Genomic DNA, 21,998 nt, shown 5'->3' with positions numbered 1-21,998 from the left:
TTGTTAAATGAGAATTACTGGTACTTATAAGGTTTTCGCTAAATCGCTCGTCTTTGTTAGCCTATTAACTTTGGCGCAACTAACTCAGGCCGCCGCACCTATTAGTAATGGTGATAAACTGGCGCACGATGCTAAAAAACAGATCGGTATTACCACCAGCTATGATCCTGCTTACCGCAAGTTGGATTTTCCGCGTGGTGATGTACCGATAGAAACTGGCGTCTGTACCGATGTTATCGTCCGTGCTTATCGCTTGCAAAATATAGATCTACAGCAATTAGTCAACCATGATATGAAGTCAAATTGGTCGGCTTATCCAAAGACTTGGGGGCTCAAATCAACCGATAAGAATATCGACCATCGCCGAGTGCCCAATCTTGAAGTGTTTTTTGCGCGTCACGCAAAGACATTATCGACGACTGATAAAGCCAGTTTTCAAGCAGGGGATGTGGTGACGTGGCGGCTACCGAATGGCAATTTGCCGCACACGGGTATCGTCTCCGATAAAGTCGCTGCGGATGGTACACCGCTGATTGTTCACAATATCGGACGCGGTACGCAAGAAGAAAACATCTTATTTGCTTATCCTATTCTCAAGCACTTTCGTTATTAACTACTTTTTTTATTAACTACTTTTATTATTAAGCTAGTACGTTGCGATAAGATAATTACCCACAATAAAAAGCTCAGTTCAGCATAAATTAGGATGCTGAACTGAGCTTTTTTGAGTCATTAAATCGCTTGCCTATGGAGTGTTAGCGACACCCAATAGCTGTCCCATTTTTACCACACTATCGGCTTTCATACTGTCTTGCCAATCTGCTTTTGCGCCTTTTGGTAGAATGACAATTGCGGTTGAGCCTAAATAAAAGCGACCCAGCTCATCGCCTTTTTCAAAGCTCATATTGTGCTCAGCTTCTTGAATATCATCAGTGCGGGCAATTTTACCAGTCGCCACCGTTTCGATACCAGCGACAATCATCGCCCCAACCATCACCACCGCTGCTTTACCATATACTGTATCAAACAGACAAACCAAGCGTTCATTACGCGCAAATAAGTCCGGCACGTTCGCCGCCGTAGTATTGTTGACCGAAAACAGCGTGCCCGGTACATAACGGGTTTTGGTCAGAGTACCGGCGAAGGGCATATGTACACGGTGATAGTTACTGGGCGCAAGATAAACCGTCGCAAAACTCCCATCCGCAAAATAGCGTCCATCTTCACTGTCAGCAAGCAGTTGACCAACGTCATAATAGCGCCCTTTTGCTTGGAGCAATTTATGGTCGTCAATTTGACCCAACTGCGAGATAATGCCATCGGCAGGACTGACGATACCATGAGGCGTCATGTCGATAGGGCGCGCGTCTTCTTTTAGCTCACGAGTAAAAAAATCATTAAAGCTCTCATAGGCGTTGAGACTTTGGCGCTCATACTCGTCCAAGCTGACGTTATAGGCTTTAGCAAAGCTACGGATAAACGTGCGTTTAACATAAGGATGGCGGCTAGCGGCTAGGCGCCCAGCAACTTTACTCAGTTGCTGCTGCGGGAGAAGCTGTTGTAAAGTAGTGAATACATTCATAATGAGGCTACCAAAATAGGGTGTGATGTAATAATTAATAAGCAAGAGAATGGCCGTATTTTATCATGGACGGCGTATTATTGTATGGGCATAATTGGTAAGGAATCCGTAAATGAAAGCACTTATACAGCGCGTACGCCGTGCTAGTGTTACCGTCGATGCGCAATGTGTTGGTACGATTGAGCAAGGCATATTGGCTTATATTGGTTTGGGGCCTGATGACGACCTAACAAGCGCACAGCGAATGGTGGATAAAATCCTCACCTATCGTATTTTTGACAATGATGATGATCCTGCCAAGTACGGCAAACTGGATAAAAATGTCCAGCAAGTTGGTGGCGGACTATTATTGGTATCACAGTTTACGCTAATGGCAAAACAGACAAGGGTCGTCGCCCTGACTTTGGTGGTGCGATGGCACCTGATGCGGCGCAAGCGTTGTTTGCGCAATTGGTCGCCTACGCCAACACGCAACATCCAAACGTGGCAACTGGTCAGTTTGGCGCTAATATGCAAGTGTCGAGCATCAATGACGGGCCATTGAATTTCTTGTTAGAAATAAATTGAGTAAACTAAGCATTAGCCGTCACGAGACCTATGAAGTGCTTAAAAGTTGAATGTCATTAAACTGTCATAATTACCCCGTTTAATAGGGAGTAGCAGGCGAGCATTTATCGCCTTTTTTGTCAGCTAAATGTTGTCCTCTAACACTGAGAATGCCGTATGTATAATGAGCAAATTTTGATTGTTGAAGATGAACCTGCGATTCGTGAAATGATCGTCATGACGCTAGAGATGGCGGGATTTGATAGTCTGCAGGCAGCGGATGTATCTGAGGCGCACCAACAAGTGGTCGATCACCGCCCTGCGCTGATTTTGCTAGATTGGATGCTGCCCGGCGATAAAAGTGGCATTGATTTTTGTCGATTGCTCAAAAACGATGAGCTACTCGCTGAGATACCAGTCATTATGCTAACGGCTAAAAGTGAAGAGGACAGCAAGGTGCATGGCCTCGATGCTGGTGCTGATGATTATATGACCAAGCCTTTTTCGACACGTGAGTTAATATCCAGAATCAAAGCAGTATTGCGGCGTAGTAACGCGCTCAGTAGTGATAAACCTATCGAAATCGGCAATCTGAGCCTTGATCCCAAAAGTCAGCGGGTGACAGCGGCTGGTAAAGTGGTTGATGTCGGACCTACGGAATATCGATTACTGGCATTTTTTATGAGTCATCCAGAGCGTGCCTATACGCGGACGCAGCTGCTAGACCAAGTATGGGGTGGTAATGTATATATCGAAGATAGAACCATTGATGTGCATATCAAACGTTTGCGGACATTACTACGACCACATCAATGTGATACGTTGATACAGACAGTACGCGGGACAGGCTATCGATTTTCTAGCTTTATTGAACCAATTTAACGGACGGTTTTTATTCGCTATAAAAGCAGTATGTTAATCGTAGCACAGTGAAAAACGGCGAATAGTGATAAGGATGATGGATGAACACCCTAATATCGGCTCAAGGCGACCAACAAAATAAGTCACTGCTAGCAACTCAGCAGAATACAACAGATCAACTCAAAAAAATTAGAAGCGCACTACGCGCATTGCGTGATGCGGTGGTTTTGCTCAATGACGATGATGGGCTCGAATGGTGGAATCAGGCCGCCGAAGATTTAATGTTGTTACAGTTGTCAGATAAAGGTAAGTGCATTTTTGACTTTATTAGTGCGCCTGAATTTCGTCAGTATTATCAGGCGACGACCAACCCTATCGATGGTGCTCAGGATGGTGTGCACATTGTCTCGTGGCGCGCGCCCAAGCGTTATCTAAAGTGTGAGCTCACGCCTTTTGGCGATGAGAAGCTGCTCATCATTTATGATGTGACGCGCTTGCATCATTTAGAAGAGATGCGCCGCGATTTTGTGGCGAATGTCTCGCATGAGTTACGCACACCGTTGACCGTCATGATGGGTTATCTAGAAAATTTTTCGGATCAGCCAGATATGCCGCCGCATTGGAAGCGCGGGTTTGAGCTGATGAGCCAACAGACTGCGCGTATGAATAGAATTGTAAATGACTTATTGCTGTTATCTCGCATCGAAATCGAAGAAACCCATGAGCTCAGCTATATGATATGACCAAGCTGCTGACCCATGTTTATGATGATGCGCAAGCGTACAATCAAGAATATGGGCATACCATTCACTTGCAAATAGACACTTATGACGGACTGTATGGCTCAGAGATGTATCTAAATAGCGCGCTTTCTAATCTGGTGATTAATGCCATCAAATACACGCCCAAGGGCGGTAATATCGCCATTAGTTGGACAAAAACGTCCGAAGGTTGCCGATTTGCCGTCGAAGACAACGGTATTGGTATTGCACCTGAGCATATCGCACGGTTGACAGAGCGTTTTTATCGTATGATAAAGGTCGTAGTCGGGCGACTGGCGGCACAGGGCTAGGTTTGGCAATCGTTAAACACGTTTTATATCAGCATGAGGCTAATTTACAAATTGAATCAGTAGAAGGGCTGGGCTCGACGTTCAGTATGGTATTTCCAGCTGCCCATATTAGATCAGCTGCGATACCCTAATCTTTTGTAAAAGTGGGTAGGGTTCACTGCACTGCCGCTGATATAAATACCTAATGTACATGGGCGGCGTACCTTTTGCATTGCCACTGTCGCCGACGTAGCCGATATCGCCGGCATTAACCCAGTCGTTTGGACTAATATCTGCATAATCTTCTAAATGCGCATAATAATGCCCTGCGCTGCCTGGTCCAACCACCACCACACACGACCGCCTAACGTATTTTCACCAACTTTGACGATGCCTTGTGTCGTGGCTCGTATTGGTGTGCCTCGTGCGGCAAAGATATCGATACCTTCATGACTGCGACCTTGACTGCGTGCAGCGCCCCATGTATCTGTTAGATGTTGCTCTGGAAGTGGACTGGGTAAGCTGTTTTCCGTCGGTAGTTCCTGCTGTAATAAACTGAGCTGTTGCCATTTTGCCATCACAAATGACTGAGTTTGTTGGCTGATACTGGGTAAGAGCCTATCAAATACAAATAATAGCATCAACAATACAGCCGCTTTAATAAGCACACTGAGTACACGATTTAAAAAGGTTGGCTTTTTCTTTGGCTTTAATTGTGGATTACTGTCATCTGCTGGCATCTATCTCTCTTCAGTTTTTTAAATGGACTTCAATTGATATTATATGAAGTTATCTATTCTTTGTATGCCATTGTTATCTCTAGTTTTTATCCCCATAAACATAACGTTTCTTTTAAAGTTTACGTATTTTTAAAACGTTACATAAAATACCAATGTTGTTATCTATTATTGTTATCCATGGCTGAACTTTTATGACTGATACTGCGCTGATTATCGATACCGAAACCGACCAAGGTCGTGATCCGCGTCCGATTCAAGTGGCGACTATTAATGCGATGACGGGCTTTGAGTGGATGAAGTACTTTAATAGTGGTCGTTCGATATCACCAGTTGTCATTAGAATTCATGGTATTACTGATGAGGATGTCGCTGGTCTTGAGCGCTTTGATTTAGAGGCGTTTGAGTTGCCGCAGTATTTGATTGGTCATAACGTCCGCTTTGATTGGCGGGTTATTGGCAGTCCGTCTACTAAGTTGATATGTACGGTTCGGCTGGCGCGTGTGGCTTTTCCAGAGTGGAGTGCTTATGGTCAGTCCAAATGTATCGAGCAATTATTAGGCAAAAGCAAGCAAGTAGGATGACGATTGCCGCTCATGATGCGCTGGGCGATGCGCGTATGTGTTATTTGCTTTATCAGGCGTGTTGTGAGCGCCTAGCCATTGCACCGATGGATTTTGCTGCTGTCCATGCTATCGCCAATAAAGCCAATCCAGTGAGCAAATGCCCTTTGGCAAACATAAAGGTACGCTGATTAAAGACGTGCCCATCAGCTACGTAAAATGGATGCTAGGTAATATCCATAATATGCAGCCGTCGCTTTATTCTGCCTTAACCAAGCGTGTCAAAGCAGAACAGGCAGCAAAAAATACGCAAGACTAAATAGAATTGCATTTGAATAGGTTAACTAAACCGAACTTATTACTTCTTAGCTAGCCAATCAACCGCTATTTGCCACAGCTGTGGGGCTTTAGCGTTGGTTCTGCTACTAAAATAGCGCATATGACCGATGCTGTTTAGACCAAAGTCTTTAGGATCTAAAAACTGTTTTTCGACTGGCATTTTAGTAAAAACACGAATCATATCATCCATATTTTTGCTATTGGCAATGTCATCATCACTAAACCCCAGCCATAATGATGGCATAGTAATGTCATCATAAAAGTGCGTTTGTATACTTTTGCCAAAGGCTGTTTTGATATAGCCTGCGCCATTACACCATTCGCGCCACTGCCGAGACACGCCCCGTGGTAGCGGTTCGCCCATACCAATTTATCTGACGGCGTGTACCCTAACGTCAAGTTGGCGAGTGGAATAAAGGCATCCATAAAACCCATCGCCTTGAGTTTATAGGGCATGCTCATATTTTTAATACGACCTGATGAGCAGGCGACATTGAACACTGAAGCGAGCGCACTATAATTTGGCATCAAACCAATCAGCTGACCGCCTGCACTATGACCAATTAAATGATAAGTGGCGTCGGAAAACTCATCTTGCAACGCATCAAGGGCGGCTGGCATATCATGGCGACCCCAGCTAATCAGCGATGCATCGCATTTAGCCAATGCAGACGACAGCGATTCACCGATGCCTTCATTGTCAAAGGTTAGTACACCAAAGCCATTTTCTGCTAAGTGAGTGGCAAAATTGTGATAAAACTGGCGCTTGATACCCGTTGCTGGCGCGAGCATAACCGCTTTTTTTACCTTATTTTTAGGACGATAGACAGTCGCTGCCAATGCCTGATTACGCTCAGTCATGATACTCAGTGAATAAATATCCGTCTGACACTGTTTATTTTCCATGCTTTAACCTTCATATTGTTAGGGTTCTATGCGGTGTGGAGTGGCTATTTATTTGCAATTATTTATCAATAATCTGCTCTTAAAATGTAGTCATTACGTAGTGATAAACCGCTTAAATTAGCTGATAGCCACCTGATAGCATCGCTTATGTTAAGATAAATGCTGGCAAGCAAGGCGTTCAATTGTGACTTTCAAGTTCTATGCTATTTATCTTGGGTGGGATTATCCATTAGGGTTTTAACGAGTATTTAACAAAAACAATCGATATAAAAATTAAGGAAGCTATATGCAAATGAAAATTAACAATGACACTTATGAAGTCATTACCAGTCAAGACATTACCAATATTGAAAAAGCAGTGGATAAATCAACGTTAACGATGCCGTTGGTAGCGGTTTATTGTGGTTCGCGTTTGGGCAATAATGAAGTCTACGAGCAGGCAGCCCGCGAGTTGGGTAGTGCGCTTGCTGACAATGGCATGGGTTTGGTCTACGGCGGCGCGAGCATCGGGCTGATGGGTGCCGTTGCAGATGAGGTGATTCAAGGCGGCGCGCAAGCGGTCGGTGTGATTCCAACGTTTATGCTCAAACATGAGATTGCTCATGAGCAGCTGACTCGCCTGCATTTGACAGATACCATGCACACCCGCAAAACCGTGATGGCGGAGTATGCAGATGCTTTTATTACCTTGCCGGGTGGGCTTGGTACTTTAGAGGAAATTATGGAAATCGCCACGTGGCGTCAGCTCTATCAACATGAAAAACCGATGATTATTTTGAATATCAATGGTTTCTATGATCGTATGATCGAGCACTTAAAATATACGGCTGACCAAGGTTTTATGAAGCAAGAAGATCTGGAGCGTTTGGTGGTATGTAACACGATTAATGAAGCCATTGACCTATTAAAAACAGTCGTAAAAATAGACGATGCAGTCGATACCGAAAAAATGGCTGGTAATTAAGAGTGCATATTCTTATATATAAATGCTTTTATCTGTAATTGCTTTTATATATAAATGTTTTTATCTATAAAAAAGGAGAGAAGGGCTGATCGTTAGCCATTCTCTCCTTTTTTTGTTCAATTTTTAATAGAACGCTTTTTTATCTCAGTAGCACCTGCATCATTAGCCGTGTTGAAACCCTTTAAAGTTGTCTCATCAATACCGTGATTCACATCAGCCATAGCTAATGGAAAGCCTCGTTGCTCAGCCAGTGTACGCGCGACTTCATCAATCGCTGTGCTATCGTGTTTTGTCAAATACGCCCAATTATGAGCATAACGATTGCGGTTGGCTGGCGTGTCATGATCGATTAAGCCAAGTTCAGTCAATTCATCAACGATTTGATCGGCAGCAATCAAAGTCGAGGATGCTTTGACGTTTTCCGCTCGAGCATAGCGAATATTAGAGTACAAGCTTACATCAGCCACTCGCAGCGTATCGTCCTCACCGGGAATTTGCTGCCCACCATATAGCGCGTTACCGACCGTACGTGCGCTATGGAAGGTCGGTACAAATTCCGCCACATAATCAATCGCTTGCTGACTACGCGCTTGTAACGGTGCCTTATCCCAGCCATCTTCGATATAGTGCACATACTGCGGCGGCAGCTTAGGTTGGGCGCTGTCTTTGCTAGAGGCGACCAAGCCATCATTGAATAGCGTGATAAATTTGCTCATGCCATGTATTTGAAAATAACCACCGGGATAAGGCGTGAGTTGAGCCATGCCTTCTGGTGTGCCGCGACTGCCATAAACGATAATCTCCGGTATCTGTCCGCCAGTATCATCCCAGTGGGTAATATAAGACGATTTAAACTCGACCATACGCGTGACTTTGACCCCGACCATATCATCGATGACGCCAGTACGAAAACCGCACGCGTTGATTAAATAATCCACTTCGATAGATTCGGTTGTATTTTTGGTCTCAGATTCGGTTGCAAGCTGAGTTTTAGAGCTGGCAGCTTGCTGATAATCAATACGCCATTTAGTGACGTGGTGGTCAGCATTTGAGCAATTTTCACAATCAACAGGCATGACTTGCTTAACCTGTGTATCGGTAAAGACGTGTGCATGCTCATAATCTGCTAATGCCAATTGCGCAGAGGCCGCCAAGCGAAAAATATTCCAGCCGTACTCTTGCACGACAATCAGTGGAAACTTGACTTTATTTAAGTCCAAATACTTAGCGACTGGTATCATCCATTCATCAACTGACCGCGGCACGGTGACTTGTTCACGTTCAGACAGCGCAATGAGTTGTTCATGACTATAAAGCTGATAATAGTTTTCAGGTTCGCCCAACACTTTGTTATTAGCATCTTTGGCGATAAGCTTACGATACGCATCAGTCAAGATATCAAGACGTGGTAGCAAATCTTCTGGCAAGCCTTCATCGCGAGTTGGTACGGCAAATACTGTTGGGCGAACATCGATGGTATAAGGATAAAGGCGCAATATATCGATACATTGTTTGAGGAGAGCCACACAATCTTCATCAGGAATTTCGCGGTATAGATTGCCGCCAGCATGCAAGTGACACATCGGTGGACCATCAATCAGCGATTTGTTTTTTTCAAATACATAAGTTTCAAGCCCCAATGCCGCAAGGCGGATAGCAATGGTTGCTCCTGCCGTACCACCACCAAGAATACCGACGCGTTTGGCAGAGTGCGCTTGGTTTTTCACTGGGTTTTTAATGAAAGAGTGAGTCATTGTCGTTGTTATATCCTTAATAGCAGTTACAGCAGGTCATGCTCGGTGTATTTGTTAAATAGTTTATTCTAAAATCTTATTTTAAAAAATTTGTCCTAATGGATGTTGTTCTAAGCCGTTTATAACTATTGATATGCGTGCAAAGGACGTCAAGTTCAATATGCATATGAAGCCGCAAGGGTCATATTTGTCATTGTGTAGTAATTCTTAATGTATATAGGGTATTCTACGAAAAATGACAGCCAATATGACGGCAAATACGTAAGTAGATAGGTGAGTTTTGTCAATGAATGGCTATGGCGCTTGATAGCAATGGCTATGCCAGTTTATCCAGTTTGTAAATACATAAGCTTTTGTAAATTTATATAGGGATAGAAACGACTGCGCTGTTGCATATGCTATATTAAAACTGCTTGAAGTCAGCGATAGGTTTTTTGCCGTTTAAATGGTCTGACGATGAGAAAAACCCAAATAGAAATTTATGATGACAATCATAATCACAATCAAAATGACAAGGAAGTTATTATGAAACGTATGCTTATATTATCGGCTCTCACTGGTGTTTTAACGCTTACTGGTTGTACTACGTTAAACAATGTATTCGGCAATGATGATTCTGGCATGCATGATGTACAAGCCACCAATAAAAATACCGCGCCAGTCGCGAGTAAAAACGGCATGTTAGTCGATGCAAGCAATCACATGACCTTATATACCTTTGACAAAGATGGGATGAATAAATCAGAGTGTGGGAGTGCCTGTCTAATTGCTTGGCCAGCATTTATGGCACCGAGTAATGCCAAAGCTTCAGGGCAGTTTGCAGCATTTCAACGCGAAGATGGCAAGTATCAATGGGCGGTAAATGGTAAACCGTTATATTTCTATGCTAATGATACAAAGGCGGGCGATAAAGATGGCGACAATAAACTGGGCGTTTGGCATATCGTCAAAACCAAGTAAAGTAAGCCCATTGTCTACCGAAATGAAAGACAATTAGCATCAAAAAAGCAGCCATCGTAACGGCTGCTTTTTTATTGGCTTGAATGATTAGAATCGTAAAATAACGCGATCAAATATCTGCCAAAGATTCAGCTTGTTCAGTCTCCAAGATAGTTTCTTTAGTAGGCTCTTTTCTATATAAAGGGAAAAAGTCGGAGCGTAAATCATTTTCGGTGAACCAGCTATCAGCGACTAATGCTGCGTATTTTGCTGGATTAACGACGAGTCTATAAGTTTTGAATAATAACTCTTGTGAGCTAAACCCTTTTTTATACTCGTATAAAGAATCTAGATTAGAGCCTACGCCGCCGCCAAGATGTAGTAATTTATAATGATTGGTTCGGCCCCAATCACGAGCCACATGGGTAATAAGTTTGGAAGGTTGTAGATGGGTATAGGCGTTGAGCGTGCCTCCGAGATGAAATTGCATAATGCCCGATTCTTTGCAGATTGTGTAGATAGAGGAGCCAATGGCTTTATTGTCCTGATAGGCAGTTATCAGTAGTATTCTGTCTTGTAGATTTTCGAGCAGATTAAAAAAGTAATCATCATCAAAGAAGTAGTACTGATCTGCCTTCACCTGCGCCATCGTTTCTTTGTATATATTGGAAAACATCACTGCATTCTCTCTGGTTAAACGCTCAATTTTTGTCACGACATCCATTTTTAAGGCTTTTTTAATGCCTCTACGATGACGATTTTGAGTCTCGCTCCAGTGTTCTTCTTCGGATTTACTCAAGTCAGACATCAATGTCAATCCATGAGTGAGTGCTTTGCCGACCGTTGGTAGCCACTCTTTATTGATGATTGGATGCAGTCGCATGAATAAAGACACACAGCCTTTTGCTAAGAGAAAACGCCTTACTTCTGCCAATATTATGTCTAATTCGGCATCAGTGAGAGACTTATCCATGACAGGACCGCCGTAACCATAAGTAGAAGTGGCATCCCAATGCTCTGAGTCGATTTCTCTTATAATGAGAGGCAAAAAGATCTTTTTATTGTTATAAGTGGCAATCACTCCTTGAGGAGTGCCTTTATCTACAATAGCTGACGCAGCAATCCAACCAGATAAGTGATAAATATCAAAGTGATAATCAGCGATGTTGTTATCCCAGTCTTTATTTATCTCGGCAAAGTCTACCTGTACTGTATCCATCTTTCTGCTCCCTCAGCGTTATGTTTTATATTCGTAAATCCGTATATATGAATATAACAATAAAAACTGAGGTTAACAAGCAAATGGAAAGTATTTATGCGATTTATTGAATATATATAAATGTCGAGTGAGTTGATTCATTATTGTCAAAAAAGCAGCCATCATAATGGCTGCTTTTTTGAGTATGTAGAGGAGGTAGCGATTTGTGCTTGGCTAAAAATTAGACTTATTTAGATTTTTTGTTGGTTTGCGCTTTTTTCTCTATCAACTCACCATCGATTTGGATCGGGACATCGGTGGTAATACCATCTGCGAAAGCTGTCATACCATAGGCTGCGCGATCAATATTACCCGTTGCACGGAAGCCAATAACGGGCTCTTTGGTAAGAGGGCTGTTGGCGATTTTATTCAAAGTCACATCCAAAGTTAATGGTTTGGTTTGACCTAGCATAGTAAAGTCACCTGTGACCTTGGCTTGTTGCGGATTTATAAATTTTACGCTGGTTGATTTAAAGGTCATGGTTGGATATTTGGCGACGTTAAAAAATTCAGCCTTTTTTAAATGCTCATCACGTGCATCCCAATTGGTGTCAATGCTATCGGTTGCAATGGTGAAGCTCATATTGGTTTTACTGGGTGCTTTAACATCGTAATTAACGACCCCTTTGACGTCGTTAAAATGACCCATGGTGGTCGAAAATCCTAAGTGATTGACAGAAAATCCCACACGGGTGTGCGAGTTGTCTAATTGCCATTGATTAGGTAATGCCGCACCTGCAACAGTGGTGAGTGCCAGTGCTGAGCTGATAAGCAAGGCTTTTGCGCTATTCTTCATAACAGTATTTATCATTATATTGTCCTTATTGAGTGTTTATAAATAGTGGGTGCTTGATTAACGAGGCGACATCAGACAGTATCCATCATCATTAACAAATGATTAATATCGAAAATAATTATTAACTAAATCTAAACTTAAGATATTTATTGATTATTTAAACTAATTTAATATTATACTAACATACCGTATACCTCTCAACAAAATAGAGATTTTGGTGACAACTTATCACATATATCACTCACAACTGCTGCTTGCGTCTAGCGGTAAAAACCGTTAAAATCGCGGTTTGATTTTCCCGCTGGGGAAAGGCTAAGTGAGCAGAGGAATGGTGTTGGGTGCTGGAATAAGCCAGTGACGCAGCTGCCATACTTATCAATGTCCCTTAGTGCCTCAGTTACGTATGTCATGACTTGTTTGACACATCGTCTAAGATGGTGTTCAAGAGTGCTATACATACATCGGACATAGAGAGTTTATTATGCGTAAAGATATCCATCCTAATTACCAAGAAGTTTTATTCCATGACACTAACGCTGACGTGTTTTTCTTGACTCGTTCAACCGTTAAAACCAAAACCACTCGTGAATACGAAGGGTCAGAATATCCATACTACCCACTTGATATCTCAAGTGCGTCGCATCCATTCTATACTGGCGAACAACGCAAAACTTCTACTGAAGGCCGTGTTGCTAGCTTCAACAAACGCTTTGGTGCATTTGGTGGCCGTAAGAAAGCTGCTGATACTGACGCTGCAGAATAATTCACACGTATTGCGTGATATTATTTTGAGCATGTGTTTTCTCAAACATGCACAGCTATAGTATTAAGAACATAAAGAACCGCTGACTATTCAGCGGTTTTTTTTTAAATTTTTAGAAGTAACGCCTCAATGGTTTTTAATCAGTCAACTCAGCATCGGAAGGGTTCAGTAACTCTATAATCAACTCTGACAATTGCTGCGCCCAATAGCCATACATGAGGCTGCTAGGATGAAAACCGTCACTGGCAAACATCACTTTGATATCGATTGGAGTACCGTTCGAATGCTCTGCTATCATTCGTGGAAAGTCAGTGGCCATGTAGGTGACACTATCATGAGCGGCGCAAACTTGCTGCAATATCTTATCAAGGATAGAGGCTTTAGCACCCACAAAGTTACTTAGCGGGGCAGGTATCGCAGGCATTTGTGCCATCGGCGGCAGGCTTAAAAAAATCAACTCTCGCACGCCAAATTTACGCTGAGCGATAGCAATGATATTTTCAATTTGCTGTTGCCATTTATCCACCGAGACTTTAGAGGTGGTGTCGTTAACGCCGACACTCAGCACCATCACATCAACAGGCTGGCTAGGCGCGGGTAGAACATAAAGCCTACGCAAGATATCAAAGCTGGTATGCCCCGTCGTCGCTTGCAATGACCAGTTCAGTATATCAAACTGATTTTGGATAGCAGACTGCTGCGTCAAAACAGGAATTAAGTTACCGACAAGCGCTTCTTGCTGCGTCTCACTACCGACGCCAGCCGCCGCCGAATCGCCAACAACCATTAGGTTTAATGTTCGCTTGTGCGCATCTTTTGGCGACTCAATCGCGTCATTTAATTGAACTTGCCCGTGCCTTTCACCACTTGGCTCAGGTAGACGTACCGTATCATGCTTAATTTTGCGCCCTTGATAAAGATAAATAGGAGCAAGCAGTACATCTCTTGCCACCGAGGCGATTTTATTGCTATTTATCATATTGCTACCATCCTGCACGCTCCCGAATAGTGGTGAGATTGTCTTCAATTAATAATTTACCATCGACATAAATATCACGCAGTAGGTTATCTGCGTCTGCAGATAGGTCTTCAGCCTTGATGGTTTTTAACTGTCCATTGCTGTTTTTGACCAGCGCCAAACGTCCCTTCTTTGAGCGTTTTGAGCGGCTGGTAATTGGGTCTTTATAGATATCTGTCCATGTGCCATCGATAGAGATAGCGCTGGCTTTCATCGCCCAGCTCATGGTGTCGCGGTTGACTTGCTGTAATAGACCACCGCCCATACCAAAGGTCACATTCTCTGCGCTAAAGCCTGCTTTCATGATCACCTCAATGATCTTAGTTAAGCTTTGTGGGCTGATGCCATCCCCTTGGATGACACGTACATAATCAGGCAGCACTTTATAGCCTTTACTATTAATCGTTGTTCCAAATTTTACTGCCAAGCGCTCTAAGGCTTCGCGAACCACTTTGGCAGGCTCACCACTATCGGGTCGGATAACCAAAGTCCCGCCCATATTTTTCACATCATTTTTAAGCTGCCGCCCCAGATATTATCGATGGCGTTCCATAAGTCGTAGCTGTCAGAGACCACTGAGAAGCTTTTACCTACGCCGCCAAACTGCTCAATCATATTGGCAAAAGCAGCGGTTTCGCCATCACGACCCCACGCGGTCATGGTGCTATGCTCAGCGGCAGGAATAGAAAACGCGGGCATGTCTTTATGCATGTGATACCAGCGGCTGGCAGCCACCAACGCTGTCATCGAATCGGTACCAGCAAAGTTCACCAAATGCGCTAAGCTGCCGAGCGCGACAGACTCTTGACTAGATGCTCCGCGCGAGCCGAAATCATGCAAACGAAAAGTGAGTGAGTGATTCGGTATTGTCTGCTGATTTTTCTAACGCCTGACGAATAATGCCTTTGCAATAATGCGAGACACTAGCGACGGTTGATGGATACCAAATGGCACGGAGTAGCGCCGTTTCGATATAGCTTGGCAGCCAATAAAATTCAGGATCGGTGTTGATAACTTGGCAGACGACGTTGGAAACGGGTACGATGCTACCCTCAGGTATGGCTTCGATACGCAGTGGTAAATAACCACCATGTTTATCAACCAAACGCTCCCAGCCAGCACGGTTAAAGGTCAAACCATGTGCTTGAATGACCATTTCGGCTTCATCAATGTCTTGATGAGTGATTGGCGTGCTTAGATATTCTTTAATAAAGGCTTGCAAGCCAAAGAACACCACATCGTAGTCACCTTTACGCGCCTCAATGTAGCTGGACAGATACTCACTACCTTTTGGGTATTGCACCCAATGTGAGGTTTTGTAGCTGTCGCTATTTAGAATTAAATTGTTTAAATTGCTGGTATACATCACAGAACTCCTCTGCTTTGAGATGCCGTAGCTGCGTTAATGAAAGAACAGTTACGGCGGTTAGCCCTTGCTGTCTATCAGCTTGGGCGTGGAAAAGTGTTAATGAAAAATCGGATAATCGCCTGATAAAATCCTACAAACCGACCATTTTAGTAATAATTGCATAATGGTCTTCAAACATCATGGTAGCGTCAAGCTCAGCGAGTGGTAACCAAAAAGCCGTGGCTGCATCGTCGCCGCCTTTTACTTTTGGCAAGCCTTTTGGGTCATTTTTAAGTTGAAAATAAAAGGCTTGGGTAATCGTCCGACCACGTGCTGAGCGATAGGGATCGTCAAAGGTATGCTGACTATGACAAGAGCCGCGCAATACTGGCTCAGGGACTTTTAGGCGAGTCTCCTCACGTAGCTCACGGATACAGGCATCGAATAAGGTCTCTTTTGGATTTAAAAATCCGCCTGGTAATGCCCACAGTCCGCGCCCTGGCATGCTGCGGCGCTCAACCAATAGAATATGTCCTGACTGGACAATCAGAGCATCTGCTGTCATAAAGGTTGGTGGATAAGGCGCTGATTCCCACTGTCTTTTATATTTATCAATAAAGTCGGCTTCTTCGTGCAGATTTTGATATTCGTCTGTCTTTTTGAAATCATTTAGAACCTTGCGCGTCGACTCAGGCGTGCGTTCAGGAGTCGGGGTCGCACCCATTAGATAGCTATCGCGAATCGGGGTAGCGGATAGGTTGTGATAGCTCGGTACTGAGACGGACGCCCAGTTGGGGAATAGCGATAAATAATACGAGGAGCTGTCTTTGGAATGACCAATCAAGCCGATATCAGTTTGCAAATCACCAGTAACAGACTTCACGCCTGCTTGCACGTACTGTAGCCAGCGTGTGTCGTTGTAGAGTGCATCATCTAGAGCAACGCAGTGAATACGTGCTGCTTCTGCTGCTGAATATGCGCCTTTAATCATGGCAGCACGCTCAGCGACACTAAAGGGATTGCGTAAACTACGCGGTAAGTTAGCAGAGCCGATCAACATAATGACATTATCAGCACGCTTCAATGCTTCGTCGATGACCGCTTTATGTCCACGATGGAAGGGCTGGAAACGCCCGATAAAAATCAAATAACGATAGTGTTTATTGTCTTTAGCTGAACTTTGCTCTGATGATTCGCTCATATACGCCACTTTCCTACTACGGATATTTCATTGGTTAAAATTTATTGAGTAAAAAGTAATGACGCCAATACTGACACAGCCTATCACTCGCTGACAAGTATAAAGATGTTTAGAGGTGTGCGGTTTTTGGTTATAGTCCGTACCATGTTGTAGTTAGGCTACAACCGCACCGCTATTTTAACGGGCATGCTGCTCAACCCACGCGGTAACTGTTGGCCAAATTTCGTGAGCGGCGCGTTACGACTGATCATAATGCGGCTGTGTGTATAATCGTCCAAATCTCCATGGCTGAGCGAGTATTCTCGAAAAATATTGGCAGGGTTTTTAAAGGGTTCAAAAAATAGCTGACAACCACGAGTAGGGGAGATGAAATTGTCGCCTTTTGCGCTGATAGCATAGATAGGTATCGTGATTTTTGGCATCTGTTGCCGGTAGTCTAAAGGTGCATCATCAGCGGCGAATGTATCCATGCTGGCTGTCTTAAATGTACGTTGCTTAAGAAAACTGCTGTTAAAGTTTTTTTGTAGATTCCAGTCGTACCACTGGCTCATCATATGATAGCTTTCATTAAAAGGCCCTAGCTTGATTTTTTTAGCAGGGATATAGCCAACCAGCCGCGTGAATAATTTTGCTATAAGAATTTTAGTATGATTTATCGGATTTATTGCAGCGCCATAAGCTTGGCAGGCAAACATGCTAGCGCTATTAATCTTATCGATATAGCAGGGATGCTGGATCAAAAACATCGTTAAGCCAACCCCGCCGCCGCTATGGGTGACGCAATGTAGATTGTCGAGTTTTAAATCCTCAAAAAGGTAGCGAAAAGTCGCTTCATAGTCATAGGTTGCAACCGTTTCGAAATTGAATTTTTCTTTGGGTATTGAGCTTGCGCCATGACCGCGCCATTCCATGATGTAGCAATGATGACCGAGGCGGGCTAGATACTCAGCGATTTTCAAACAGGTTTGTTTGTCGGAAAACGTGCCGTGCGTCAAAAATATGTTTTGTGCTTTTATGGCAAGTGTATTGGTGGTAGGGGTATCGCTCTTTGTTTCGCCTTTTGTATTATCCACAATCTTCCAAACGGCTACTTGTTCGTCGTCTTTGGTCGTTACTAGATTCAGTGTTTGTGTCATCATAAGATTGATTCAACTAAAATATGAAATTTCTGCTAGCTTAAATGTAATGTTTAACAATGAAAATTATAGTAATAAATATAAAGATGCTAAAAAATTGCGTTATAAAATAACGCTTGAACATCCTCTTTTCTTCGATATCTAAGCGATCTCTATAGTCAATATAAAAGAATATCAACTGGAGTAATGGATTACGAAAAAATACCAACGCTACATGAATTTTGATATGGCGAGACATAATTTCTTTTACAGCTTTGGTATAGTCAACACCCTCCGGTACTAAAAGCGCGACGACTATAATAAGGGCAACAAGAATGCCTAATATAATAATCAATAAGTAAACCTATAAAAAGGTATTTAGGACAACACACTTTACCTTGTAAATAGATCTAAAACTAGCGCTAGAAAATAGCAAGCATGATAAGTGCTTTGGTTGTATGGTCTCACACAGTGTTAGACATGCCGTAGCATTCGGAAGAAAGTAGGTGGTTAGTTAGTGTTCTAGGTGCTTGATAATCACGGTTGCTGTCTTTATATAGTAGGGGATATATCAATCATTAGATAAGTGCTATTTGTCGTGTCTATTTCGTCATTGTTAATAAAGCATTGATAAAACCGATAGCAGTCATTTGTGAGCATTTTGGTTTAATTCACAGTAGCGCAGTCGGAATTGTCGGCTGAGTACGTTATAATAGCTGCTATAAATTGAGCAAAATGTTATAACAACGGCAGTCAATATTTTAAGACAACAGACCGTAATGATTGATAACCCGCATAACTTATACCCGCTACCTAATTTTAAATTCACGACACAGTAGCCATAACAGATATAGCGTTTGTGTCATAACGCATAGGACATATTATGAGTGAGCACAACCAAGCTGAGAGCCAACTAGACCAGTCAGCAGACTATGAATCAGCGCTAGATACTGAGCAAACTGTAGCAAAAAGCAATACTATTACTGAGTCAGCCCAAAGCTACTTAGCAGATTTGTTATCCAAGCAGGATACCGATGGTATCGGCGTGCGTATTTTCGTTGAGCATCCAGGTACGCCGCGTGCAGAGTGCTGTATGGCTTATAACCAACCGGGCGAAGAGGATAGTGCGGACCTGCGTTTTACGTATGACAGTTTTTCTGCCTTTATCGAAGCGGCGTCTGTTCCTTATTTAGAAGATGCGGTGATTGATTATAATAAAGACCGTTTTGGTGGTCAGCTGACCTTCCGCGCGCCAAACTCAAAAGTGCCAAAAGTTGGTGCCGATGCCAGTGTTGAAGAGCGTATTAATTATGTCTTGCAGTCTGAGATTAACCCAAGTTTGGCCGCTCACGGCGGTGATGTACAGCTGCTTGAATTGATTGATGAAGAAGGCGTTGGTCTGACTGCGGTATTGAAGTTTGGTGGTGGTTGCCAAGGCTGTTCAGCCGTTGACATGACCTTACGTCAAGGCGTTGAAGTGCAACTTAAGCAGCAAATACCAGAGTTGACGCAAGTGATTGATGAGACCGATCATACCCGTACCGAAAACGCTTACTATAAATAGAAATCTCAGTAAAAGCCAAAGCGTTAAGTAATATCTGAAGAGTTATTTTAATTAAAAAGCCAAGTTTTGATGAACTTGGCTTTTTTTATTGCTATGATTTGGGAGATTGTTTTTTAGCTGAATTTTCAGTGACATATTGTTGATTAATAATTTGTTGATTAGTCATTTATTGATTAATAACTTTTATCGAAATAAAGGAATATATGATGAGTGACGAACAAGCAGCCCAGCAAACAGCCCAAAAATCAGAGACGCCTCAACGTCTTGAGACCTTGGCGATTCACGCCGGTTATAGCGTTGAGCCAACGACCAAAGCGGTCGCAGTGCCGATTTATCACACCAGCTCGTACGCCTTTGATAACACTCAGCATGGTGCTGATTTGTTTGATCTAAAAGTTGCAGGCAATATTTATACCCGTATTATGAACCCGACCAATGCCGTGTTGGAGGAACGCGTCGCGGCACTCGAAGGCGGTATCGGTGCCCTTGCAGTAGCATCTGGCATGGCAGCCATTACTTATGCGATTCAAACCATCTGTGAAGCGGGCGATAATATCGTTGCTGTGTCGACCTTGTACGGCGGTACTTATAATTTGTTTGCCCATGCATTGCCGCGTCAAGGTATCGAAGTCCGCTTCTTTGATCACAAAAATCCTGAGGCGATTCGTGATTTGATCGATGATAAGACTAAGATGGTCTTTGCAGAAAGTATCGGTAATCCATTAGGTAACATCGTTGATATTCAAGCGCTGAGTGATATCGCACATGAATATGGTGTGCCAGTGGTGATTGATAGTACGGTTGCCACGCCTGCGTTATGTCGTCCTTTTGAGTTTGGTGCGGATATCGTGATTCATCATTGACCAAATATATGAGTGGTACAGGTACCAGGTACCTCAATTGTGGGGCGATTGTCGATAGTGGTAAATTCGCATGGGCGACTATCCTGAGCGTTTTCCCTTATTGAACACGCCAGATCATAGTTATCACGGTGTGAACTTTGTCAAAGATGTCGGTGCAGCAGCCTTTATCGCTCGTGCTCGTGTGCACCGCTGCGTAATACTGGCGCGGCACTTAGCCCCTCATGCTTTTGGTATTTTGCAGGGTATGGAGACATTGAGTCTACGTATGGAGCGCCATGTACAGAACGCGCAAGCCGTTGCGGAATATCTGCGTGACCATGACAAGGTTGCTTGGGTAAAGTATGCGGGTTTGCCAGATCATCCTGAGCATGAGCTTGCCAAAAAATACATGAAAGGCACGCCTTCTGCTATTTTGACCTTTGGAGTAAAAGGTGGCTTGGAAGCTGGTGCTCGCTTTATCGATGCGCTGCAGCTGATTACTCGTTTGGTCAATATCGGTGATGCCAAATCACTAGCCTGTCATCCAGCGACGACCACCCATCGCCAGCTCAATGAGCAAGAGCTCGAAAATGCAGGTGTAAGCACTGATATGGTACGTCTATCAATTGGTATCGAGCACATCGAAGATATCAAAGCGGATCTTGCGCAAGCATTAGCCTCGGCTTAGTGTTAAACGCTTTTTATTGAACTGAGCCATGTGAGCTGAGCAATGTGAACTGAATAACTTGTCTCATGATTAATAATAAAAAAGCCCATATCAATTGATATGGGCTTTTTTATTATCGGCAATGACAGGTTTTTATAAGCTAAGCAGATAGTACACGCTTCGCAATATCTCTATAATCTTGTGAGGCTAATCGTGGTCCAAACTGTTGAATCACCTGCGCCGCCACTTCGCTGGCAAGACGACCACATTCAGGCAAGCTATAGTGCTGCGACAACGCGTATAAAAATGCTCCTGCGTAATTATCACCGGCACCGTTGGTATCAATGACATTAGTAACGATTGGTGTAGCAACTTCATAAATCTCAATCTCTGATTTATCATCAGCTTTATGAGCGATTGTTGCACCATTGGCACCATCAGTGACCACTGCTGTCTGGCAATACTCAAGCAGTGCGCGTGCGGCTGCCTTGACTTGTTTTTTTGTCCGTAAAGAGTTTGGCTTCCTCACTATTACAGAATATCACTGCCACTTTATTGCCCAGCATATTGAGTAAACCGTCTTTGGCAAACTTCACCACGGCAGGATCAGCAAACTTACGGCAATTTTTGCAGAATGAATCCCTGCTTGATGACGCAACTGAGTCATGGCAGGCTGAATACTCTCAGTCATGGCCAAGTAGCCTTCTATATATAACCAGTCAGCTTGTCAGCGCATCAAAATCGACATTTTCTGCGGTGATTTCGCTTGAAGTGCCGAGATAAGTTTGCATGGTGCGCTCGCCATCTTCAGTCACTGCGACCACACATGAACCCGTTACTCCGCCTGCATGGATAGATTTCTCTGAAGTTGCAACGCCTGCTTCATGTAAGTCTTTGAGGTAAAACTCGCCTTGTTGATCGTCACCAACGCGGCAGGCATAAAATGGCTTGCCGCCTAAACTGGCAAAGGTATACATCGTATTAGCCGCTGAGCCACCACCAGCCTGCTTTGATGGTGCAATTTCTGCCAGTTTAAAATACGCCAACAATTGCTGTTGCTCGTCGATACCTGCCAGCGTCATATTGCCTTTGGTCAAGTCAGTCTCTTCTAGCGCCGCATCTGACAGCACATATTCATGGTCAACCAATGCGTTGCCTATCGCCATTACATTGTACATCGCTCA

At 43.5% G+C, this 21,998-nt stretch carries 22 protein-coding genes and 4 pseudogenes; 13 read left to right on the top strand and 13 right to left on the bottom strand.

The window, feature by feature from the left end; genetic code table 11:
* The first annotated feature begins 7 nt into the window (after positions 1 to 7).
* Positions 8 to 613, top strand: a complete 606-nt coding sequence (locus tag G7Y90_RS01610; RefSeq protein WP_502937391.1) for a DUF1287 domain-containing protein — start codon at positions 8 to 10, stop codon at positions 611 to 613.
* Positions 614 to 745: 132 nt separating this feature from the next.
* On the opposite strand, the gene asd is transcribed toward G7Y90_RS01610, so the two are convergent.
* Entirely contained in the window at positions 746 to 1,582 is an 837-nt protein-coding gene (gene asd / locus G7Y90_RS01605; RefSeq protein WP_250163211.1) for an archaetidylserine decarboxylase, read from the bottom strand.
* A gap of 112 nt (positions 1,583 to 1,694) precedes the next feature.
* Between asd and dtd the strand changes: the two are divergent.
* The 4 genes and pseudogenes from dtd (at position 1,695) to G7Y90_RS01585 (ending at position 4,192) form a co-directional block, all read left to right on the top strand.
* A pseudogene (gene dtd / locus G7Y90_RS01600) lies at positions 1,695 to 2,149 on the top strand (D-aminoacyl-tRNA deacylase).
* Between the two features lie 156 nt (positions 2,150 to 2,305).
* Positions 2,306 to 3,010, top strand: coding sequence for a phosphate regulon transcriptional regulator PhoB (gene phoB, locus G7Y90_RS01595; protein ID WP_055125876.1), 705 nt, complete (start codon positions 2,306 to 2,308; stop codon positions 3,008 to 3,010).
* A gap of 80 nt (positions 3,011 to 3,090) precedes the next feature.
* Positions 3,091 to 3,732 carry a histidine kinase dimerization/phospho-acceptor domain-containing protein gene (locus tag G7Y90_RS01590; RefSeq protein ID WP_250163210.1) on the top strand — a complete coding sequence of 214 codons (642 nt, stop codon included), beginning with the start codon at positions 3,091 to 3,093 and terminating at the stop codon, positions 3,730 to 3,732.
* Positions 3,729 to 4,192, top strand: a pseudogene (locus tag G7Y90_RS01585) (ATP-binding protein). The gene G7Y90_RS01590 and the pseudogene G7Y90_RS01585 overlap by 4 nt, the downstream one beginning before the upstream one ends.
* Before the next feature lie 153 nt (positions 4,193 to 4,345).
* Here the strand turns inward: G7Y90_RS01585 and G7Y90_RS01575 are convergent.
* Positions 4,346 to 4,780, bottom strand: coding sequence for a M23 family metallopeptidase (locus G7Y90_RS01575; RefSeq protein ID WP_502937390.1), 435 nt, complete (start codon positions 4,778 to 4,780; stop codon positions 4,346 to 4,348).
* 191 nt (positions 4,781 to 4,971) lie between these two features.
* Here G7Y90_RS01575 and G7Y90_RS01570 point away from each other — a divergent pair, with 191 nt between their 5' ends.
* From G7Y90_RS01570 to G7Y90_RS01560, 3 genes are read left to right on the top strand one after another with little or no spacing between them, the layout of a single operon-like run.
* Complete coding sequence (locus G7Y90_RS01570; RefSeq protein ID WP_250163207.1) at positions 4,972 to 5,361, top strand: 3'-5' exonuclease; 390 nt, start codon at positions 4,972 to 4,974, stop codon at positions 5,359 to 5,361.
* Entirely contained in the window at positions 5,358 to 5,531 is a 174-nt protein-coding gene (locus tag G7Y90_RS01565; RefSeq protein ID WP_250163206.1) for a hypothetical protein, read from the top strand. The genes G7Y90_RS01570 and G7Y90_RS01565 overlap by 4 nt, the downstream gene beginning before the upstream one ends.
* Positions 5,501 to 5,659, top strand: coding sequence for a putative quorum-sensing-regulated virulence factor (locus G7Y90_RS01560; RefSeq protein WP_250163205.1), 159 nt, complete (start codon positions 5,501 to 5,503; stop codon positions 5,657 to 5,659). The genes G7Y90_RS01565 and G7Y90_RS01560 overlap by 31 nt, the downstream gene beginning before the upstream one ends.
* A 39-nt stretch (positions 5,660 to 5,698) precedes the next feature.
* Here G7Y90_RS01560 and G7Y90_RS01555 read toward each other — a convergent pair whose 3' ends face one another.
* Together G7Y90_RS01555 and G7Y90_RS01550 are read right to left on the bottom strand one after the other, a co-directional pair.
* Positions 5,699 to 5,869 (bottom strand): hypothetical protein, encoded by a 171-nt coding sequence (locus G7Y90_RS01555; protein WP_250163204.1) that lies wholly within the window; start codon positions 5,867 to 5,869, stop codon positions 5,699 to 5,701.
* Positions 5,857 to 6,585 carry an alpha/beta hydrolase family protein gene (locus G7Y90_RS01550; protein WP_250163203.1) on the bottom strand — a complete coding sequence of 243 codons (729 nt, stop codon included), beginning with the start codon at positions 6,583 to 6,585 and terminating at the stop codon, positions 5,857 to 5,859. Before G7Y90_RS01550 ends, G7Y90_RS01555 begins: the two co-directional genes overlap by 13 nt.
* Positions 6,586 to 6,871: 286 nt before the next feature.
* Between G7Y90_RS01550 and G7Y90_RS01545 the strand changes: the two genes are divergently transcribed.
* Positions 6,872 to 7,549 (top strand): LOG family protein, encoded by a 678-nt coding sequence (locus G7Y90_RS01545; protein WP_250163202.1) that lies wholly within the window; start codon positions 6,872 to 6,874, stop codon positions 7,547 to 7,549.
* 116 nt (positions 7,550 to 7,665) lie between these two features.
* Here G7Y90_RS01545 and G7Y90_RS01540 read toward each other — a convergent pair whose 3' ends face one another.
* Positions 7,666 to 9,303 (bottom strand): FAD-dependent oxidoreductase, encoded by a 1,638-nt coding sequence (locus G7Y90_RS01540; protein ID WP_250163201.1) that lies wholly within the window; start codon positions 9,301 to 9,303, stop codon positions 7,666 to 7,668.
* Positions 9,304 to 9,828: 525 nt separating this feature from the next.
* On the opposite strand from G7Y90_RS01540, the gene G7Y90_RS01535 reads away from it, so the two are divergent.
* The gene (locus tag G7Y90_RS01535) at positions 9,829 to 10,263 is read left to right on the top strand and encodes a COG4315 family predicted lipoprotein (RefSeq protein ID WP_250163200.1); all 435 of its coding nucleotides are present in this window, start codon (positions 9,829 to 9,831) and stop codon (positions 10,261 to 10,263) included.
* Between the two features lie 109 nt (positions 10,264 to 10,372).
* Here the strand turns inward: G7Y90_RS01535 and G7Y90_RS01530 are convergent, their stop codons facing one another.
* Together G7Y90_RS01530 and G7Y90_RS01525 are read right to left on the bottom strand one after the other, a co-directional pair.
* A complete protein-coding gene (locus G7Y90_RS01530) occupies positions 10,373 to 11,461 on the bottom strand; it encodes a GNAT family N-acetyltransferase (RefSeq protein ID WP_250163199.1) in 1,089 nt (362 codons plus the stop codon).
* 226 nt (positions 11,462 to 11,687) lie between these two features.
* Positions 11,688 to 12,311, bottom strand: coding sequence for a YceI family protein (locus G7Y90_RS01525; RefSeq protein ID WP_250163198.1), 624 nt, complete (start codon positions 12,309 to 12,311; stop codon positions 11,688 to 11,690).
* Between the two features lie 466 nt (positions 12,312 to 12,777).
* Between G7Y90_RS01525 and G7Y90_RS01520 the strand changes: the two genes are divergently transcribed.
* The gene (locus tag G7Y90_RS01520) at positions 12,778 to 13,059 is read left to right on the top strand and encodes a type B 50S ribosomal protein L31 (RefSeq protein ID WP_011281173.1); all 282 of its coding nucleotides are present in this window, start codon (positions 12,778 to 12,780) and stop codon (positions 13,057 to 13,059) included.
* Positions 13,060 to 13,195: 136 nt separating this feature from the next.
* On the opposite strand, the gene G7Y90_RS01515 is transcribed toward G7Y90_RS01520, so the two are convergent.
* From G7Y90_RS01515 to G7Y90_RS01495, 4 genes and pseudogenes are all read right to left on the bottom strand, one after another.
* Complete coding sequence (locus tag G7Y90_RS01515; RefSeq protein ID WP_250163197.1) at positions 13,196 to 14,038, bottom strand: SGNH/GDSL hydrolase family protein; 843 nt, start codon at positions 14,036 to 14,038, stop codon at positions 13,196 to 13,198.
* Positions 14,039 to 14,042: 4 nt separating this feature from the next.
* Positions 14,043 to 15,443, bottom strand: a pseudogene (locus G7Y90_RS18315) (nicotinate phosphoribosyltransferase).
* A gap of 133 nt (positions 15,444 to 15,576) precedes the next feature.
* Positions 15,577 to 16,626, bottom strand: a complete 1,050-nt coding sequence (locus G7Y90_RS01500) for a bifunctional nicotinamide-nucleotide adenylyltransferase/Nudix hydroxylase (RefSeq protein WP_201560805.1) — start codon at positions 16,624 to 16,626, stop codon at positions 15,577 to 15,579.
* 158 nt (positions 16,627 to 16,784) lie between these two features.
* The gene (locus G7Y90_RS01495; RefSeq protein WP_250163195.1) at positions 16,785 to 17,765 is read right to left on the bottom strand and encodes an alpha/beta fold hydrolase; all 981 of its coding nucleotides are present in this window, start codon (positions 17,763 to 17,765) and stop codon (positions 16,785 to 16,787) included.
* 859 nt (positions 17,766 to 18,624) lie between these two features.
* Between G7Y90_RS01495 and nfuA the strand changes: the two genes are divergently transcribed.
* The gene (gene nfuA / locus G7Y90_RS01490; RefSeq protein WP_250163194.1) at positions 18,625 to 19,305 is read left to right on the top strand and encodes a Fe-S biogenesis protein NfuA; all 681 of its coding nucleotides are present in this window, start codon (positions 18,625 to 18,627) and stop codon (positions 19,303 to 19,305) included.
* Between the two features lie 206 nt (positions 19,306 to 19,511).
* Positions 19,512 to 20,835 (top strand): annotated as a pseudogene (locus G7Y90_RS01485) (O-acetylhomoserine aminocarboxypropyltransferase/cysteine synthase family protein).
* A gap of 139 nt (positions 20,836 to 20,974) precedes the next feature.
* On the opposite strand, the gene G7Y90_RS01480 reads toward G7Y90_RS01485, so the two are convergent.
* Together G7Y90_RS01480 and G7Y90_RS01475 are read right to left on the bottom strand one after the other, a co-directional pair.
* Positions 20,975 to 21,343, bottom strand: coding sequence for a PfkB family carbohydrate kinase (locus G7Y90_RS01480; protein ID WP_250163193.1), 369 nt, complete (start codon positions 21,341 to 21,343; stop codon positions 20,975 to 20,977).
* Between the two features lie 190 nt (positions 21,344 to 21,533).
* Positions 21,534 to 21,992, bottom strand: a complete 459-nt coding sequence (locus tag G7Y90_RS01475) for an adenosine kinase (protein ID WP_250163192.1) — start codon at positions 21,990 to 21,992, stop codon at positions 21,534 to 21,536.
* Positions 21,993 to 21,998 lie beyond the last annotated feature (6 nt).

It is taken from the genome of Psychrobacter sp. WY6, assembly GCF_018448495.1.
Taxonomy (GTDB): Bacteria; Pseudomonadota; Gammaproteobacteria; order Pseudomonadales; family Moraxellaceae; genus Psychrobacter.
Note: the sequence above shows the minus strand (reverse complement) of the source record. Positions and strands in the feature narration are given on the sequence as shown.